The sequence below is a fragment of the Sinomonas soli genome (assembly GCF_054782415.1).
In genome coordinates this window covers 255,191-272,236 of record NZ_BAAGSN010000013.1, presented here as the reverse complement: position 1 = coordinate 272,236, position 17,046 = coordinate 255,191, and the positions used below count along the sequence as shown (strand labels likewise).

Genomic DNA, 17,046 nt, shown 5'->3' with positions numbered 1-17,046 from the left:
CGCCGGCGTCCTGGGCCTTCGGCGCCGGGGCGGGCTTCGGGGCGGGCCGGGCCGCGCTCTCGAACGCGGCGCGCGGGTTCTCGAGGCCCTGGAGCGGGGTCGTGTCGCGGCCGGCGAAGAGCGAGGAGAACCAGTCGAGGAGCACGCGGAACTTGCGCTCCGCCGTCGGGATCGCGAGGCCGTGGTAGCCACGGTGGGCAAGCCACGCGAGCGGGCCCTTGAGCCCGATCCGGCCGAACAGGTTGATGTTCGCGACGCCCTTCCAGGGCCCGAAGCCGGCCACGGCGCCGAGGTTCTTGTGCTTGTAGTCCGTCAGCGGCTTGTCCCAGCGGTTGGCCCACAGGTTGTTCGCGAGGACCTTGGCCTGGCGCAGGGCGTGCTGGGCGTTGGGCACGCAGGTGCCGTCCGGGAGGCCCTTGCCGGTCAGGTCGGGCACCGCGGCGATGTCGCCGGCGGCCCAGGCGTTCTCGATGATGCCCTCGTCACCGGCGATGCGCAGGTCCGGGAGGACGCGGACGCGGCCGCGCGGCTCGAGCGGGAAGCCCGTGGCGCGGACCATCGGGTTGGCCTGCACGCCGGCGGTCCAGACGAGAGTGTCCGCCTCGAACTCGTCCGCCGGGGTCTTGTCCGGCATGTTGATGAGCTTGAGGGAGCCCTCGGCGTTGGCGAGGGAGGTGTTCAGGAGCACCTCGATGCCGCGGCCCTTCAGGTGGCCCACGACCCAGTCGGCCTGCTCGGCGGTGACCTCGGGCATGATGCGGCCCATGGCCTCGACGAGCACGAAGCGAACCTCGTCCTGGCTGAGGCGGCCGTTGTTGCGGACGGCCTCGCGGGCGAGGTCCTCCATCTCGGCGATCGTCTCGATGCCGGCAAAGCCGCCGCCCACGACCACGAAGGTCAGGGCGCGCCGGCGCTCGGCGGGGTCCGTGGCGGTCGAGGCGAACTCGATGCGCTCGATGACCTGGTTGCGGAGGGCGATGGCCTCCTCGATGGTCTTGTTGCCGATGCCGGCCTCGGCGAGGCCCGGGATCGGGAACGTCCGCGTGATGGCGCCGGCGCCGAGGACCACGTCGACATAGGGGACCTCGACCGTGCCCTGGTCGCCCGGGAGCTCCACGACGGCCTTGCGGGCCTCGTGGTCGATGCTCGTGACCGAGCCCTGGATGACCTCGCTGTCCTTGAGGTGCTCTCGCAGGGAGACGACGGCGTGGCGCGCCTCGATGTTGCCGCCGGCCACCTCGGGCAGGAACGGCTGGTACGTCATGTACGGGTTCGGATCGACGACCGTGACGATGCCGCCGGCCGAGGCGATCTTCTTCTGGAGGTTCAGGGCCACGTAGAGGCCGACGTAGCCGCCGCCGACGACGAGGACGCGGGGGCGATCGACAAGCTGCAGGGAGGAAGGCATGGACCAAGCGTAGCGCAGTTTGTGAAAATATTCACTAGCTCTGGGGGCGTGGCTCCTCGGCCGTGACCGGGGCCGCGCCGTCGGCCCGCACCCGGGCCGAGCGGCGCCAGACGTGGAGGCTGCCGCCGGCGGCGACGCCGAGCACGAGGACCGCCGAGAGGACCACCGTCAGGGCGGGCCACGGGCTCTCGACGGTATCTGGGCGGGGCGTGGGCACGGGCGGCTCGGCCACGGCCTGGGCCGGGGCCGTCGGGGCGGCCGTCTCGTTCGGGGCGGCGGGGGCGGTGCCCGTGCCCTTGCGGTGGACCCTGATCCAGTCGGCGATCGAGCCGAGGGGGTTGACGGCGGTGACCGGCACGTCCGCCTTCAGCGCGGCCTCGGCGTCGAGGATGCCGCGGCCGTAGATCGGGTCCGGCCCCGGCGCGCCGGCGTCCTTCGCGGTCGAGACGATCCTGTTGATGACCTGGGCCGCGCTCATGTCGGGCCACTTCGAGCGGATGAGCGCAGCCACCCCCGCGACGATCGGCGCGGCCCCGGAGGTGCCGGCCCACTCCGCGTACTGGCCCCCGGGCAGGCCGCCGGCGAGTTCCTCCGCCGGCGCGGCCACGCCGATGCTGATGCCCTGGGACGAGGAGTCGACGCTTGCCTTCCGCTGGCGGTCCAGGCCCGCGACGGTGAGGACGCCCGGGATCGTGGCGGGGGCGCCGACCTGGATGTTGCCGCCCACGCGGTTCCCGGCAGCGGCGACGATCACGACGTCGTGCTGTTCGGCGTAGAGGAACGCCGAGTCCCAGCTCTCGGGCCAGACGGGCGAGGAGCTGCCGAGGGAGATGTTGATGACCTTGGCGCCCTGGTCCACGGCCCAGCGCACGGCGTCCGGGATCTGCGCCTGGTCGGAGATGCCGGCCGGGTTCGGCGAGCCGAGCCAGGTCGAGGCCGAGAGGAGCTGCGCCTCGGGGGCCACGCCCACGATCCCGTCCGGGCCCACGCCGTCCTTGCCCGGGTCCTGGCCGTGGCCGCGGCCGGCGAGCATCGTGGCCACGAGCGTGCCGTGCTCGGGCTTCGCGCCGATCGGCTTCTGCCCGTCAGGTGAGCCCGCGCCGGAGGAGTCGTGGCCGCCCACGACCGCGCCGTGCAGGTCCGGATGCGTGCCGTCGATGCCGCTGTCGATCACGGCCACCTTCACGCCGGCTCCCTTGGAGACCTCCCAGGCCTTCTCGATCCCGTATTCGCCGAGCCAGTACTCGCGGTCCCGGATGCTGTCCGCCCGGGCGGCGGGCGCCGACGGCAGGAGGCCGAGGAGGGCCGCGGTGAGGGCGGTGAGGAGGGAGAGGGTCAGTGCGGTGGCGCGTCGGATCACGTGGTCTTCTTCGTCAGGGTGCTCAGGGCGATGCCGTCGAGGATGTCGTGCTCGCTCGTGACGGCGGTGGAGATGCGGCCGTCCGTGAGCCCGGACAGCCGGCCGAGGATGCGGCGCCACACGAGCGCCCCGGCGCCGATCACGTCGACGCGGCCGGGGTGCATGTACGGCAGCTCTGCCCGCTGCGCGTGGGTCAGGCCCAGCAGCGACGTGCAGGCCTCGGCCACCTGCCCGAGCGGCAGCTCGGTGCCGTGGATGCGGTCGGGCTGGTAGGCCGGCAGGCGGAGGGCGTGCGCGGTGATGGTCGTGATCGAGCCGGCGACGCCGATCACGGCGGTGGCCTCGGCGAGGGGCACGTCGGCAAGCGCCTCGTCGATGCCCGCGTCGGCGTCGCGCTCCGCCGCGGCGATCTGCTCGGGGGTGGGCGGGTCGGAGCGGAGGTGCCGTTCGGTGAGGCGGACACAGCCCATGTCGATCGAGCGCGCGGCCCGGACCCCGTCGGCGTCGCCCAGGACGAACTCCGTGCTGCCGCCGCCGAGGTCCACCACGAGCACGGGGCGGCCGGGGGCCAGCGGCAGGACGCTCGCGGCGCCGGCGAAGCTCAGCGCGGCCTCCTCGGTCCCGGGCACGATCTCGGGATCGACACCGAAGCGCGCCCGGATCCCCGCGACGAACTCGTCCCGGTTGCGCGCGTCCCGCAGGGCCGAGGTGGCCACGAAGCGGACCCGTTCGGCGCCGAGGTCGCGGACGGCGGTGGCGTAGTCGTCGGCTGCGGCGAACGTGCGCTCGAGCGCCTCGGGGGCGAGCATGCCGGTGGCGTCGACGCCCTGGCCCAGCCGCACGACCCGCATCTCGCGGTGGACGTCCGCGAGGCGGAGCGCGCCGTCGTGGCCGGGCGCGGCGTCGGCGACGAGGAGCCGGATCGAGTTGGTCCCGCAGTCGATCCCCGCGACCCTCATGCCCGGTCCTCCCCTGCCGCGTCCCCCCGCTCGGCGGGGTCGCCGGCGGGGTCGCCGGCGGTGTCCGTCCGCCGGACGGGTGCGGGCCGACCGGTCATCGCGGGCAGGCCCTGCGGGCCGTGGCGTGAGAGGTCCCGGTCGGGGGCCTGCCCCTCGGTGTCCCAGGCTCCCGTGCAGTAGCAGGCGTCGGGGGTCCACCAGGCCGAGATGCCCTCGACCGCCTCGTCGCCGAGCGGGTTGACCCCGGGTCCGAGCGCGAGCGACTGCCCCACGAGCACGTGGAGGCACTTGACCCGGGTCGGCATCCCGCCGGCGGAGACGCCGTCGATCTCCGGGACGGGGCCGGTGCCCGCGCGGCGGCCGATCTCCTCGCGCGCCGCGAGGTAGGCCTCGTGCGCCCGGCGGTACGCGGCGGCCAGCTCGGGATCGGCGACCAGCCTGTCGTTCATCTCGGCCATCATCCCGGCGGCCTCGAGGCGCGAGACGGCGGAGGTGATGACGGGATGGGTCAGGTAGAAGGTGGTGGGGAACGGGGTGCCGTTGGACAGCCGCGGAGCGGTCGCAGCCACGAGCGGGTTCCCGCACACGCAGCGGGCCGGGATGGCGACCACGTCGCGCACCGGGCGCCCGAGCTGGCGGCTCAGGGTCTCAAGGTCCGCCGGCGTCGGGGCGTCGGCGGGCGGCTGGGGGGTCTCGGTCACGGGGATCTCACTGTCCTTGGTCTGGTCGGGGCGCGCACGACGCCGCCCTGCCGCCTACTCGCTGGGGCGGCACCGCGGGCGCCGCGCCGGGCTCAGTCGGTCGCGGCCCGCACGAATGCGTCCCAGAAGCCCTGGGCCCACGGCGTGTCGCCGGCCGCCGGGGTCTGGGTCCCGCTGCTCGCGGCGGCCGGGGTGCCGTCCTCGCCGAAGACCCAGTACGAGGTCTCGCCGGGCATGACCATGTTAATGCGGTCGCGGGCCTGCTGCTTGACGTAGTTGGGGTCCTCCCACCGGGCGATGGACTGCTTGAGCGTGTCCTGCTCGGCGTGCTTCGCGGCGATGTCCGCCTGGAGGGAGCTGATCTCGGCCCGCTGGCCGAGGAAGACGCGCACGGTCGGGGCGAGCATGATCGTGATGGCGACGAGGACCACGGCGAGGGCGATGATGCGGCCGGAGAACGCCCGGGCCGGCACCGGGGCGCTGTCCACGGAGACCGGGGTCTTGAGCGGGACCTTCGGCCCGGTCCGGCGCTTCGCGGTGCCCGCAGCCTTGGGCGCCCTGGGGGCCGCCTTGGGAGCAGGCGCCGCGTCCTGGGCCGGCTCCGCGGGGGCGGCGGGCGCGGCCGGCGAGGGTCGCTTCGGGGCCGGCGTGCGGGGCACGGCCGGTCGACGCGTCGCCATGGAAGCTCCTTGGGTTGGTCTCCTGTGTGCGGCCGGCCCGCGGGGGCCGGCACCTGCCCGATGCGCCGCGGCGGCCATCGTCATTCCACGATAGCCGCCGCGGGGCGCGTTTCCGCGCAGGTGCTGCCCGCGGTGCCGGTGGCCGGCGGCTGCGGGCGGGGAGGAGGGTGTCAGCCCTTGAAGCGCGGGAAGGCGCTGCGGCCGGCGTAGCGCGCGGCGTCGTCGAGCTCCTCCTCGATGCGCAGGAGCTGGTTGTACTTCGCGACGCGCTCGGAGCGGGCCGGGGCGCCGGTCTTGATCTGGCCGGCGTTGGTCGCGACGCAGATGTCCGCGATGGTCGTGTCCTCGGTCTCGCCGGAGCGGTGGGAGGTGATGGTGGTGTAGCCGCTGCGCTGGGCGAGCGAGACGGCGTCGAGCGTCTCGGTGAGCGAGCCGATCTGGTTCACCTTCACGAGCAGTGAGTTGGCCGTCTTGGCGTCGATGCCCTGCTGGAGTCGCTCGGGGTTGGTCACGAAGAGGTCGTCGCCGACGATCTGGACCTTGTCGCCGATCTCCTCGGTGAGGATCTTCCAGCCCTCCCAGTCGTTCTCGTCCAGCGGATCCTCGATGGAGACGAGCGGGAAGTCCTTGACGAGCTCGGCGTAGTAGGCGCTCATCTCGGCCGCGGAGAGCGACTTGCCCTCGAACTGGTAGGCGCCGTCCTTGAAGAACTCGGAGGAGGCGACGTCGAGTGCGAGCGCGATGTCCTTGCCCGGGGTGTAGCCGGCCTTCTGGATGGCCTCCGTGATGAGCTCGAGCGCGGCGCGGTTGGAGGGCAGGTTCGGGGCGAAGCCGCCCTCGTCGCCGAGGCCCGTGGCGAGGCCCTTCTCCTTGAGCACGCTCTTGAGGTTGTGGTAGACCTCGACGCCCCAGCGGAGGCCCTCCGAGAACGTCTCGGCCCCGATCGGGGCGATCATGAACTCCTGGATGTCCACGTCGGAGTCCGCGTGCGAGCCGCCGTTGAGGATGTTCATGAGCGGCACGGGCAGGACGTGCGCGTTGGGGCCGCCGAGGTACTTGTACAGCGGCAGGTTGGCGGAGTCGGCGGCCGCGTTGGCGACGGCGAGGGAGACGCCGAGGATCGCGTTGGCGCCGAGGTTGCCCTTGTTGGCGGTGCCGTCGAGGTCGATCATGGTCTGGTCGATCGCGCGCTGGTCGGTGGCGTCGAAGCCCGTCAGGGCCGGAGCGATCTGGTCGAGGACGGCCTCGACGGCCTGCTGGACGCCCTTGCCCTGGTAGCGGCCCTTGTCGCCGTCACGGCGCTCCACGGCCTCGAACTCGCCCGTCGAGGCGCCCGAGGGGACCGCGGCGCGGCCGAGCGAGCCGTCGCTGAGCAGGACCTCGACCTCGACCGTGGGGTTGCCCCGGGAGTCGAGGATCTCGCGGGCGTGGATGGCATCGATAAGGGCCATGGATGTGCTCCTTGGTGGATGGAACGGCTCTGACTTGGGTGGCACAGCCCGCGCCGATCCGCGGGGCAGGCACGGTGTCGCCCCCAGACTATCCGGCCCGCGCGCGGCGGCGCGACCTGTGACGGGGCCGCGGACCCGCTCAGAGGCGCCCGACGGCAGCGCGGAGCGCGCGCTCGGCGTCCAGGCCGAGGGCGCGCGCCGCGCGGACCGTCTCGAGCAGGAAGTCCCCGAGCTCCTCCTCGGTCGCGAACCCCGCCGGGGTCGCCCCGTGGGACGCCGAGGTCGGGCCGTCGGTCGTCCCGCCGGCGCCGGCTGCCCCTTCCAGGGCGCGCCGGCGCTCCGCCCGTCCCAGCGCCTTCTGCGCGAGCGCGAGCGCGGGAAGGTGCCGCGGCAGGCCCTCGAGCGCGTCCGGGCCCACGAGACGCGGCGAGGCCTCGCGCCGGTGCGCCGGGTCCTTGCCCGCGCCGGCGGCGGCCTTCTCCTCGCGCTTGGCCTCGTCCCACGAGGCGATGATCTCCTCGACCGTCGTGGGGAAGCCCGGCTGCAGCGCGCCGTCGGGCGTGAAGACGTGGCGGTTGCGCCGCACCAGCTTGGCCGTGAGCGCCTCCGCGACGCCGTCGAGGTCGAACGCGCCGCGCTCCCGCGCAATCTCGGCGTGCAGGACCACCTGCAGGAGCACATCGGCGAGCTCGCCGCGCAGCTCCTCCTCGGGCTGGCCGTCCTCGATGGCCTCGACGAGCTCGTAGGACTCCTCGATCAGGTACGTCACAAGGGAGGCGTGGGTGAGCGCGGCCGTCCAGAGGCAGTGCTCGCGCAGGAGCCGCACCACCTCCACGAGACGGTCGACGTCGGCACTCACCTCACGCCTCCCGCCGCACCGACGGCGTCACCCGGCCCTGCCTACTCGGCAAGGTTCGCGTAGGCCTCGTTGATGTACTCGACGAGGTCCTCGCGGTCCTCGAGCGGCAGGAACGCGGCCTCGGCGGCGTTGAGCGTGATCTCGAGCAGGTCGTCGAGGTCGTAGTCGAACGCCTCGACGAGGAGCTCGAACTCGTCCGTGAGCGTCACACCGCTCATGAGCCGGTTGTCGGTGTTGACCGTGACGTTGAAGCCGAGCTCGTAGAGCATGTCGAACGGGTGGTCGAGGATGTCCTCGCCCCAGGCGGCGATCGCGCCGGTCTGGAGGTTCGACGACGGGCACAGCTCGAGCGGGATGCCCCGGTCGCGGACCCAGGCGGCCAGCTCCCCGAGCGTCACATCGAGGATCGGGACGCCGTCCTCGTCGACCTCGTCGGTCGATTCGACCGTGATGTCCTCGGCGATGCGCACGCCGTGCCCGAGGCGGAGGGCGCGCCCGTCGACGAGGGCCGACTGGATGCTCGCGAGGCCGGCGGCCTCCCCCGCGTGGACGGTGGCCGGGAAGTTGTTCTGGGCGAGGTAGGTGAAGGCCTCGGCGAAGCGCGAGGGCGGGAACCCGTCCTCGGCCCCGGCGATGTCGAACCCGACCGCGCCGCGGTCCCGGTGGCGCACCGCGAGCTCGGCGACGGCCTGGGAGTTGTCGGCGTGGCGCATGGCCGTGACGAGCTGGCCGACGGCGATGACCCGGCCGGACTCCTCGACGGCGGCCACGCCGTCCTCGAGGCCGGCCTGGACGGCCTCGACGGCCTCGTCGAGGGTGAGGCCGTCGGTCAGGTGCTGCTCGGGCGCCCAGCGCACCTCGCCGTACACCACGCCGTCGTCCGCGAGGTCCTCGACGAACTCCTTCGCGATGCGGCGCAGCGCCGGGGCGGTCTGCATCACGGCGATCGTGTGGTCGAACGTCTCGAGGTACCGGGGCAGGGAGCCGGAGTCCGCGGCGTCGCGGAACCACTGCCCGAGGGCCACGGGATCCGTGGACGGGAGCTCATGGCCGATCTCGGCGGCGAGCTCGATGATGGTCGCGGGGCGCAGGCCGCCGTCGAGGTGGTCGTGGAGGGAGACCTTGGGCAGCGCCCGGAGGTCGAAGGAGAGGTCCGGGGCGGCGTCGATGTTCGGCTCAGTCACGGCTCAACTCTATTGAAGCCGGCGGCGCCAGGCCACCGGGGAGCTCACTCCCCCGGGGTGGGCGTGGCCTCGCGGTCGCGCGGCGAGTAGTCGTCGGCGGCCTCGTGGGGCCGCAGGCCGAGTTCGCGCTCGTGCTCCGCAGTGGCCGCGGCGGCCGCACGGCGGGCGTCGACCGTGTCGCGCCAGCGGTGGAAGACCGTGATGCTGTGGTCGAGGAGCACGCCGAGGACGAGGGCGAACGCGACGGCGACGACCACGCTGAGCAGCGGGTTGTGGTGCAGCCACGGGAAGGAGCTCGCGAGCAGGCCGACGCCCAGCGAGTAGCCCACCCACGTGAGGCACGCGAACGCGTCGAGCCAGAAGAAGGTGCGGTGCCGGAACCCGGTGCTGCCGGAGACGTAGTTGACCGCCACGCGGCCCCAGGGGATGTACCTGGCCGTGAAGATGAGCACGGCGCCGCGTTTGTCGAGCTCGTGGCGGGCCCAGCCGAAGACCTTCTGCACGCGCGGACGCCGCATCCACTTCCACCGGTCGGTGCCGATCCTGCGCCCGAGGAGGTAGGCCACGTTGTCCCCGGCCATCGCCCCGATGAGCGCGGTGGCGCCGAGGATCCACAGATTCGGCTCCCCCGAATGGCGCCAGTACGCGGCGAGCGCCACGATGAGCGTCTCGCTCGGCACGATCATCGCGAAGCCGTCAATGAAGAAGAAGATGAGGAGGATCGGGTAGATCCACCATTGGCCCGCAGCATGGAGGATCGCGTGATCGATGAAGGTCAACGACATGCGGTAGTGCTCCTCCGGAAACTGGGCCTCCTCCAGTGTCCCATGCGCGGGCCCGGGCGGCCATCCGTCCAAAGGCCCTACATCGCCGCGGCGGCGCTCCTCCCCGCGGACGACGCCGGCCCTCCCCCGGGCGGAGACGCCCGCCGGGGACCGGGCCGGCCGCCGGGGACCGGGCCGGGCGCCGGGTCGGGGCGGGTCGGGGCCGGCCCCGGGGGCCGGCCGCCGGGCGCTAGGCGATGCGGTCGAGGATCAGCGGGCGGCCCGGGCGGGACCCCTCGGGAGCGATCATGACCGCGCCCTCGAGGGCCTCGCGGGCGCGGCCGAAGCGCTCAGGGGTGTCGGTCAGGAGCGTCATGAGCGGCTCGCCGGCGCGGATGGTCGCGCCGGGCTTGGCATGCAGCCGCACGCCGGCTCCGGCCTGGACGGCGTCCTCCTTGCGCGCCCGGCCGGCGCCGAGCCGCCACGCGGCGACGCCGACCGAGAGCGCGTCGAGGCCCACGAGGACTCCGTCCGCCGGGGCGTAGACCGTCTCCGACTCCTTGGCGCGCGGGAGCGGGGCGTCCGGGTCGCCGCCCTGGGCGGCGATCATGCGGCGCCACACGTCCATGGCCCGGCCGTCCCGGAGCGCCTGCGCCGGGTCGCCCTGCACGCCCGAGGCCTCGAGCATCTCCTCGGCCAGCCGGACCGTGAGGGCCACGACGTCCTCCGGTCCCCCGCCGGCGAGGACCTCGAGGGACTCCTCGACCTCGATCGCGTTCCCGGCGGTGAGACCTAGCGGCGTCTCCATGTCGGTCAGCAGCGCCACGGTGCGCACCCCGGCGTCCTGGCCGAGGGCCACCATCGTCTCGGCGAGCTCGCGGGCGCTGGCCGTGTCCTTCATGAATGCCCCCGAGCCGACCTTGACGTCGAGGACCAGCGCGCCGGTCCCCTCGGCGATCTTCTTGCTCATGATCGAGGAGGCGATGAGCGGGATCGCCTCCACCGTGCCGGTGACGTCGCGCAGCGCGTAGAGCTTCTTGTCCGCCGGGGCGAGGCCCGCCCCGGCGGCGCAGATGACCGCCCCGACGTCGTCGAGCTGGGCCATCATCTCCTCGTTGCTCAGGGACGCGCGCCAGCCGGGGATGGACTCGAGCTTGTCCAGGGTGCCGCCCGTGTGGCCCAGGCCGCGACCGGAGAGCTGCGGGACGGCCACCCCGAACACGGCCACAAGGGGTGCGAGCGGGAGCGTGATCTTGTCCCCGACCCCACCGGTCGAGTGCTTGTCGGCCGTGGGCCGCTGTCCGCCGGAGCGGCTTCGGAGGGAGGAGAAGTCGAGCCGCTCGCCCGAGGCGATCATCGCCGTCGTCCATCGGGCGGTCTCGCGGTGCGTCATGCCGTTGAGGAGGATCGCCATGGCGAGCGCGGACATCTGCTCGTCCGCGACGGCCCCGCGCGTGTAGGCGTCGATGACCCAGTCGATCTGGGTGTCGCTGAGCTCGCGCCGGTCGCGCTTCGCCCGGATGACGTCGACGGCGTCGTGCGCTTCCGCGGCACGTGCCCCGTTTCCGGAGGTGGTCACTGGTGTCCTTCCGTCGGATCAGTTCTGCAGGTTCTGCGGCCCGAACGCATCGGGGAGCACCTCGTCCATGGTCCGCACGCCGCTGACGGTGAGCAGCACCATCCCGGGCGCACGGAACTCGTAGAGGAGCTGGCGGCAGCGGCCGCAGGGCATGAGCACCGTGCCGGCGGCGTCGACGCAGGCGAAGGCCGCGATCCGCCCGCCCCCGCCGAGCCGCAGCTGGCCCACGAGCGTGCACTCGGCGCAGAGCGTCAGCCCGTAGGAGGCGTTCTCGACGTTGCAGCCGGTGACGATCCGGCCGTCGTCAGTCAGCGCCGCGGCGCCGACGGGGAAGCGGGAGTACGGCGCGTAGGCCGTCCGCATGGCGTCCGTGGCCGCCGCGGTGAGGGCCGCCCAGTCGACCCCGGCCTCCGGCTGGGCCGGCTCACTGCTTGACATACGGGATCCCCTCCATGGCCGGCGGCCGCGAGCGGCCGACGAGGCCGGCCACGGCGAAGACCGTGACGACGTACGGGAGCATGGCCATGAACTGGCTCGGGACGGGCGAGCCGATGATGGTGATGATGCTCTGCAGGTTGTCGGCGAAGCCGAACAGGAGGGAGGCCAGGAAGGCCCCGATCGGGTTCCAGCGCCCGAAGATCAGCGCGGCGAGCGCGATGTAGCCGCGGCCGGCGGACATCTCCTTGCTGAAGGCATCCACGGCCACGAGGGTGAAGAACGAGCCGCCGATGCCGGCGACGGCCCCGCCGAGGATGGTGTTCCAGAAGCGGGTCCGGTTCACGTTCACGCCCAGGGTGTCCGCCGCCTGCGGGTGCTCCCCGACGGCGCGCACGCGCAGGCCCCAGCGGGTGTGGAACAGGCCCACGTAGACCACGATGACGGCGATGTACATGAGGTAGCCAACGAGCGACTGGCGGAACAGGATCGGCCCGATCACCGGCACGTCGGCCAGGATCGGGATCTCGATGTTCCCCAGGTGCGGCGGCTTGTTGAGGCCGTCGGGGTCCTCGGTGAGCAGGGTCGAGAAGAGGAAGTTGGTCAGCCCGACCACGAGCACGTTGAGGACCACGCCGACGATGATCTGGTTCACGAGGTACTTGATGCTCACGAGCGCGAGCACCAGGGAGACGAGCGCCCCGGCCACCGCCGCCGCGACCAGGCCCACGTACACGTTGTGCGCGAGGGTCGCGCCGACCGCGGCGCTGAAGGCGCCCATGAGCAGCTGGCCCTCGATCGCGATGTTGACGATTCCGGAGCGCTCGCACAGGACCCCGGAGAGGGAGCCGAACACGAGCGGGACCGAGAGCGTCACGGCGCCCGCGAGCAGGCCGGCGAGGGAGATGAACGGGGTCTGGTCGCGGCCGCCGGCCACGATCCACACGAGGAAGCCCACGAGGAAGGCGACCGCGAAGACGGCGCCGACCCAGCCCGGCGTCGTGCGCCGCGCGGACGTGAGCCACACCGAGTAGGCCGCGCCGGCGAGCATGACCGCCGAGGCGAGCCATCCCACGACAGGCGAGCTCACCGTGATGACGGTGACGCCGGCGACGCCCAGGAGGGCCAGGAGGAAGACGACGGCCGCGGCGGCGAGGGCGGCGGTGGTCCAGCGGGCGGGCGCGCGTCCGGCGCGGGGGCGCCTGAACCGGAGGTACCCGAGCCAGGCCGCGGCGACGAGCGCGGCGGCCAGCGCGAGCCATGCGGCGAGCCCGGAGGCCTCCCGCCCGGCGTCGACGAGGCCGAACGAGGCGCTCTTGCTGCCCGAGAGCGCGCCGAACAGGACCGTGCCGACCACGGCGAGGAGGCTGAGGCCGATGGGCGCCTTGCGGGACACCGGCGCGGCGGCGGGGCCGGGCCGGGTGTCCTGCGGGGCGGGGGCCGCTGCAGTGGTGCTCATGATGCGGCTCCGCTCTCGGCAGGTGCAGCCGGGGTGGGGGTGGGGGGCCCGGGCCGGCGGCGCTCGCGCCTGCGCGGGCGGAGGCCGAAGATCGCCCGCACGAGCGGCGGCGCGGCGATGAAGAGGACGATGAGCGACTGGATCACCAGGACGATGTCAATCGGCGTCTGGGTGACGGCCTGCATCGAGACGCCGCCGGCCCGGAATGCGCCGAACAGCAGGCCCGCGAAGAACGTGCCCCACGGGGTCGACCTTCCGAGCAGCGCCACGGTGATGGCATCGAAGCCGATCGAGGCTGCCACGCCGCCGGAGAGGTACTTCTCGGTGCCGGACACCTGGGCGATGCCGGCGAGGCCGGAGAGCGCGCCGGCGAGTGCCATGACGACGACGGTGGAGCGGCCCACGTTGATGCCCGCCGTGCGCGCGGCGTTGGGGTTGGCCCCCACCGCCCGGAACTCGAACCCGAGGGTCGAGCGGGACAGGATCCACCACACGGCCCACGTGACGAGGATGGCGAGGATGAAGCCCGCGTGCAGGCGGAACTGCGGGCCCAGGAGCTCCGGGAACAGGGCCGAGGCGTCCAGGAACGGGGAGATCGGATTGGTCGAGCCCTTGCGCTGGAAGGCCGGCGTGGTGAGCAGGAACAGGAGAAGGAAGCTCGCGATGTAGTTGAACATGATGGTCACGATGACCTCATGGGCGCCGGTGCGGGCCTTGAGGAGGCCCACGATCCCGCCCCAGATGCCGCCGCCCACGATCCCGGCCACGATCACCACGAGGAGGTGCAGCCCGAACGGGAGGTGCCAGGCGAACCCGACGTAGGCGCCGAACAGGGCCCCGAAGATGAGCTGTCCCTGGGCGCCGATGTTGAACAGGCCCGCGCGGAACGCCAGGGCCACGCCCAGGCCCGCGAGGATCAGCGGGGTCGAGACGGTGAGGGTCTCAGCAAGCGGGTAGAGCTGCGCGGCGAGGTCTGCGCCCTGCCAGTTGAAGACCGAGCCCTGGACCAGTGCGGCGTACGGGCGGAAGACCTCGGTGATGGTGTCGGAGGGCCGCGCGAAGAAGTAGCCCGCCGCGGTGGCGACCTTGGGGTTGGTCACCGCCATGAGGATCCCGCCGATGACGATCGCAAGGACCATGGACAGCAGGGACACCATCGGGCTGCCGGTGGCGATCCGGCGGAGCAGGGTCTCCCCTGCCCCGTGCGCGGGGGCGGCGGGCGGTGGGGTCGGCACAGGCTGGGGCGCCTGGGCCGAGTCGGGTGCGTTCTGCACGTCAGCCATGTGTCTCTCCTGTGGTGTGCTCGCCGCCAGCGTGGCGGGCCTCGGCGGCGGCGGCTTCGGCCTCCCGGGCGTCCATGCCGGCCATCATGAGGCCGAGGACGTCGCGGGGGGTGTCCCCGCTGACGATTCCCATGAGGCGTCCGCGGTAGAGGACTGCGATGCGGTCCGAGAGCTCCATGATCTCGTCCAGTTCGGTGGAGACGATCATGACCGGGGTCCCGTGGTCCCGCTCGGCGAGGATCCGGCGGTGCAGGAATTCGATCGAGCCCACGTCGACGCCGCGGGTGGGCTGCGAGGCGATGAACAGGCGCAGGGGGCGCGAGAGCTCGCGCGCCATGACGACCTTCTGCTGGTTGCCGCCCGAGAGCGAGGATGCCGGGGCGTCGGGCGAGCCCGCGCGGATGTCGAACTCCTCGATCTTCTCCTTGGCCTGGGCGGCGACCCGGCCCGGGCTCATCGCGAGCCCGCGGGCGAACGGGGGGCGGTCGTAGAGGTCCAGGACGAGGTTCTCGGCGACGCTGAAGGCGCCCACGAGGCCGTCGTGCGAGCGGTCCTCGGGGACGAAGCCCACCCCTGCCTCGAGGACCTGCTTGACGCTGCGCCCGAGCAGTTCCCTGCCGTCGAGCGTCACGGATCCGGTGACGTGCCGGTGGAGGCCGAGGATGGCCTCCGTCAGCTCGGTCTGGCCGTTGCCCTGGACGCCCGCGACGGCCAGGATCTCGCCCTGGGCGATGTCGAAGGAAACCCGGTCCACGATCCGCTGCCCGGTGGGGGCCACGAGGGTCAGGTCCCGCACCGAGAAGGTGGTCTCCGCGCGCTGGGCCGGCGCCTTGTCGAGGGTGAGGCTGACCGGCCGGCCCACCATCAGGGTGGCCAGCTCGGCCGGGGCGGCCGACGGCGGGGCGTCGCCGACCACGCGCCCGCGCCTGATCACCGTGATCACGTCCGCGACGGCCTTGACCTCGCGCAGCTTGTGGGAGATGAAGATGATCGAGGTGCCCGAGGCCTTCAGCTCGGCCATGATCGCGAGGAGCTCGTCCGTCTCCTGCGGGGTCAGGACCGCGGTGGGCTCGTCGAGGATCAGCACCTTCGCGTCACGGACGAGGGCCTTGATGATCTCCACCCGCTGCTGCACGCCCACAGGGAGGTCCTCGATGCGGGCGTCGGGGTCCACGTCGAATCCGTAGCGGGCGGAGATCTCGCGGACCTTCGCCCGGGTCGCGTCGAGGTCGAGGAAGCCTCCGGCCCTGGTGCTCTCGGCGCCGAGGGCCACGTTCTCGGCCACCGTGAACACCGGCACGAGCATGAAGTGCTGGTGCACCATGCCGATCCCGGCCGCCATGGCGTCTGCGGGACCACGGAAGGTGACGGGGCTTCCGTCCACCAGGATCTCGCCCTCCGTCGGCTCGTACAGGCCGTAGAGGACGTTCATCAGGGTCGACTTGCCGGCGCCGTTCTCGCCGAGGAGCGCGTGGATCTGGGAGTCCTCGACGACGAGGTCAATGTGGTCGTTGGCGGCGAACGAGCCGAAGCGCTTCGTGATACCGCGGAGTTCGAGTTTCACTGCGGGAACCGTCCCCTGGGATGAGGTGTGACCAGCTTGCTCCCCGGCACGCCAGCGCCGCCCGGCCGGCGAGCGGCGGGCGGCACTGGGTGGCCTGATGCATGGAGCACCGTGGGCCGGGCGCTGGATGGAAACGTGCTGTCGCTACTTGGAGACCGGGCTGGACTTCGACTCGACCTTGACCGAGCCCGAGATGATGTCCTTCTTGAGCTGGTCGAGCTCGCTCTTCATCTCCGCCGGGACCGCCGAGTCGAGGTCGTGGAACGGGGCGAGGGCCACGCCGCCGTTGTCGAGCGTGCCGACGTACGGGGTGGCGTCGAACTTGCCGTTCAGGTCGTCCTTGATGACCGACTCGACGGCGGTGGACATCGTCTTCTGGACCGAGGTCAGCATGACGGACTTGTAGTCCGGGGCGGTGAGGTAGCCATCCGAGTCGACCCAGATGAGCTTCGCGTCCTGGCCTGCGTTCTTGGCGTCCAGTACCGCGGAAGCAGCCCCGGGGCCTACGGCGCCGGCCACGGGGAGCACCACGTCGGCGCCCTGCTGGAGGAAGCCCTGGGTGAGGACCTTGCCCTTGTCGACCGACTTGAAGTCGCCCACGAAGGTACCGTCCTGCTTGTCCTTGTCCCAGCCGAGGACCTGGACGTTCTTGCCCTTCTTCTGGTTGTAGTACTTCACGCCGTCCGCGAAGCCGTCCATGAAGATCGTCACCGTCGGGATGTTGAGGCCGCCGAACGTGGCCACCTTGCCGCTCTTGGAGACGCCCGCAGCCAAGTAGCCGGCGAGGAACGCCGCCTGCGCCGTGTCGTACACGATCGGCTTGACGTTCTTGGGGAAGGTCGGGTCGGTGTAGTCGATGATCGCGAAGTGGCTGTTCGGGTTCGCCGTCGCGATGCTCTTGGTCGCGTCGCCGAGCAGGAAGCCGACCGTGACCGTGAGCTTGCAGCCGGCCTGGACCATCGAGCGCAGGTTGGGGTCGTAGTCGGTGTCCGCCTTCGACTGGACGTGCTTCTCCTGGATGCCGAGGTCCTTCACCGCCTTCTGGAGGCCCTCGTAGCCCGACTGGTTGAACGACTTGTCATCGAAGCCGCCCGAGTCGGAGACCATGCAGCCGAGGTAGTTGGAGGCCTGCGCCGAGGAGCCGCCCGAGGAGCTCGACGTGGGCGGGGCAGAGCCGCAGCCTGCGAGCGTGAGCGCCGTGGCCGCCGCGAGCGCCGCGCCCGTGACGCCGGCTCGGGAAAAGGGGGTACGGAAGCGGTTCAAGTGGTCCTCCAGGTGGACGAGAGAATCCTCAGCCGCCGGGGCCCAAGAGGGCCCGCCGGGCGTGTGGTACAGCGCACTAGGGTACTCGAAACGATTC

Annotated in this window: 15 protein-coding genes; all 15 read right to left on the bottom strand. The window is 72.4% G+C overall.

Translation table 11 applies throughout. The features are described from left to right. Positions 1-1,408 (bottom strand): NAD(P)/FAD-dependent oxidoreductase (locus ACYVKZ_RS13295; protein WP_460992723.1); only part of this gene is annotated, 1,408 nt, incomplete at its 3' end. A gap of 34 nt (positions 1,409-1,442) precedes the next feature. After that, positions 1,443-2,765 carry a S8 family peptidase gene (locus tag ACYVKZ_RS13290; protein WP_460992733.1) on the bottom strand — a complete coding sequence of 441 codons (1,323 nt, stop codon included), beginning with the start codon at positions 2,763-2,765 and terminating at the stop codon, positions 1,443-1,445. Next, complete coding sequence (locus ACYVKZ_RS13285; RefSeq protein WP_460992722.1) at positions 2,765-3,727, bottom strand: Ppx/GppA phosphatase family protein; 963 nt, start codon at positions 3,725-3,727, stop codon at positions 2,765-2,767. The genes ACYVKZ_RS13290 and ACYVKZ_RS13285 overlap by 1 nt, the downstream gene beginning before the upstream one ends. After that, entirely contained in the window at positions 3,724-4,428 is a 705-nt protein-coding gene (locus tag ACYVKZ_RS13280) for a DUF501 domain-containing protein (RefSeq protein ID WP_460992721.1), read from the bottom strand. Before ACYVKZ_RS13280 ends, ACYVKZ_RS13285 begins: the two co-directional genes overlap by 4 nt. A 92-nt stretch (positions 4,429-4,520) precedes the next feature. Further along, complete coding sequence (locus ACYVKZ_RS13275; RefSeq protein ID WP_460992720.1) at positions 4,521-5,108, bottom strand: FtsB family cell division protein; 588 nt, start codon at positions 5,106-5,108, stop codon at positions 4,521-4,523. 170 nt (positions 5,109-5,278) lie between these two features. Then, a complete protein-coding gene (eno, locus tag ACYVKZ_RS13270; protein ID WP_460992719.1) occupies positions 5,279-6,559 on the bottom strand; it encodes a phosphopyruvate hydratase in 1,281 nt (426 codons plus the stop codon). A 139-nt stretch (positions 6,560-6,698) separates the two neighbouring features. Further along, complete coding sequence (locus ACYVKZ_RS13265; protein WP_460992718.1) at positions 6,699-7,418, bottom strand: MazG nucleotide pyrophosphohydrolase domain-containing protein; 720 nt, start codon at positions 7,416-7,418, stop codon at positions 6,699-6,701. A gap of 41 nt (positions 7,419-7,459) precedes the next feature. Then, on the bottom strand, positions 7,460-8,602 hold the full coding sequence (locus tag ACYVKZ_RS13260; RefSeq protein ID WP_460992717.1) for an adenosine deaminase: 1,143 nt from the start codon (positions 8,600-8,602) through the stop codon (positions 7,460-7,462). A gap of 44 nt (positions 8,603-8,646) precedes the next feature. Then, positions 8,647-9,381 carry a DedA family protein gene (locus ACYVKZ_RS13255; protein WP_460992732.1) on the bottom strand — a complete coding sequence of 245 codons (735 nt, stop codon included), beginning with the start codon at positions 9,379-9,381 and terminating at the stop codon, positions 8,647-8,649. 235 nt (positions 9,382-9,616) lie between these two features. After that, complete coding sequence (locus tag ACYVKZ_RS13250; RefSeq protein WP_460992716.1) at positions 9,617-10,945, bottom strand: thymidine phosphorylase; 1,329 nt, start codon at positions 10,943-10,945, stop codon at positions 9,617-9,619. A gap of 18 nt (positions 10,946-10,963) precedes the next feature. Beyond that, positions 10,964-11,383: a cytidine deaminase gene (locus tag ACYVKZ_RS13245; RefSeq protein ID WP_460992715.1), complete on the bottom strand. Its 420-nt coding sequence runs from the start codon at positions 11,381-11,383 to the stop codon at positions 10,964-10,966. Continuing rightward, complete coding sequence (locus tag ACYVKZ_RS13240; RefSeq protein WP_460992714.1) at positions 11,370-12,839, bottom strand: ABC transporter permease; 1,470 nt, start codon at positions 12,837-12,839, stop codon at positions 11,370-11,372. The genes ACYVKZ_RS13245 and ACYVKZ_RS13240 overlap by 14 nt, the downstream gene beginning before the upstream one ends. Further along, positions 12,836-14,122: an ABC transporter permease gene (locus ACYVKZ_RS13235; RefSeq protein WP_460992713.1), complete on the bottom strand. Its 1,287-nt coding sequence runs from the start codon at positions 14,120-14,122 to the stop codon at positions 12,836-12,838. Before ACYVKZ_RS13235 ends, ACYVKZ_RS13240 begins: the two co-directional genes overlap by 4 nt. After that, positions 14,115-15,686, bottom strand: coding sequence for an ABC transporter ATP-binding protein (locus tag ACYVKZ_RS13230; RefSeq protein ID WP_460992712.1), 1,572 nt, complete (start codon positions 15,684-15,686; stop codon positions 14,115-14,117). The genes ACYVKZ_RS13235 and ACYVKZ_RS13230 overlap by 8 nt, the downstream gene beginning before the upstream one ends. Before the next feature lie 144 nt (positions 15,687-15,830). Continuing rightward, positions 15,831-16,949, bottom strand: coding sequence for a BMP family lipoprotein (locus ACYVKZ_RS13225; RefSeq protein WP_460992711.1), 1,119 nt, complete (start codon positions 16,947-16,949; stop codon positions 15,831-15,833). Positions 16,950-17,046 lie beyond the last annotated feature (97 nt).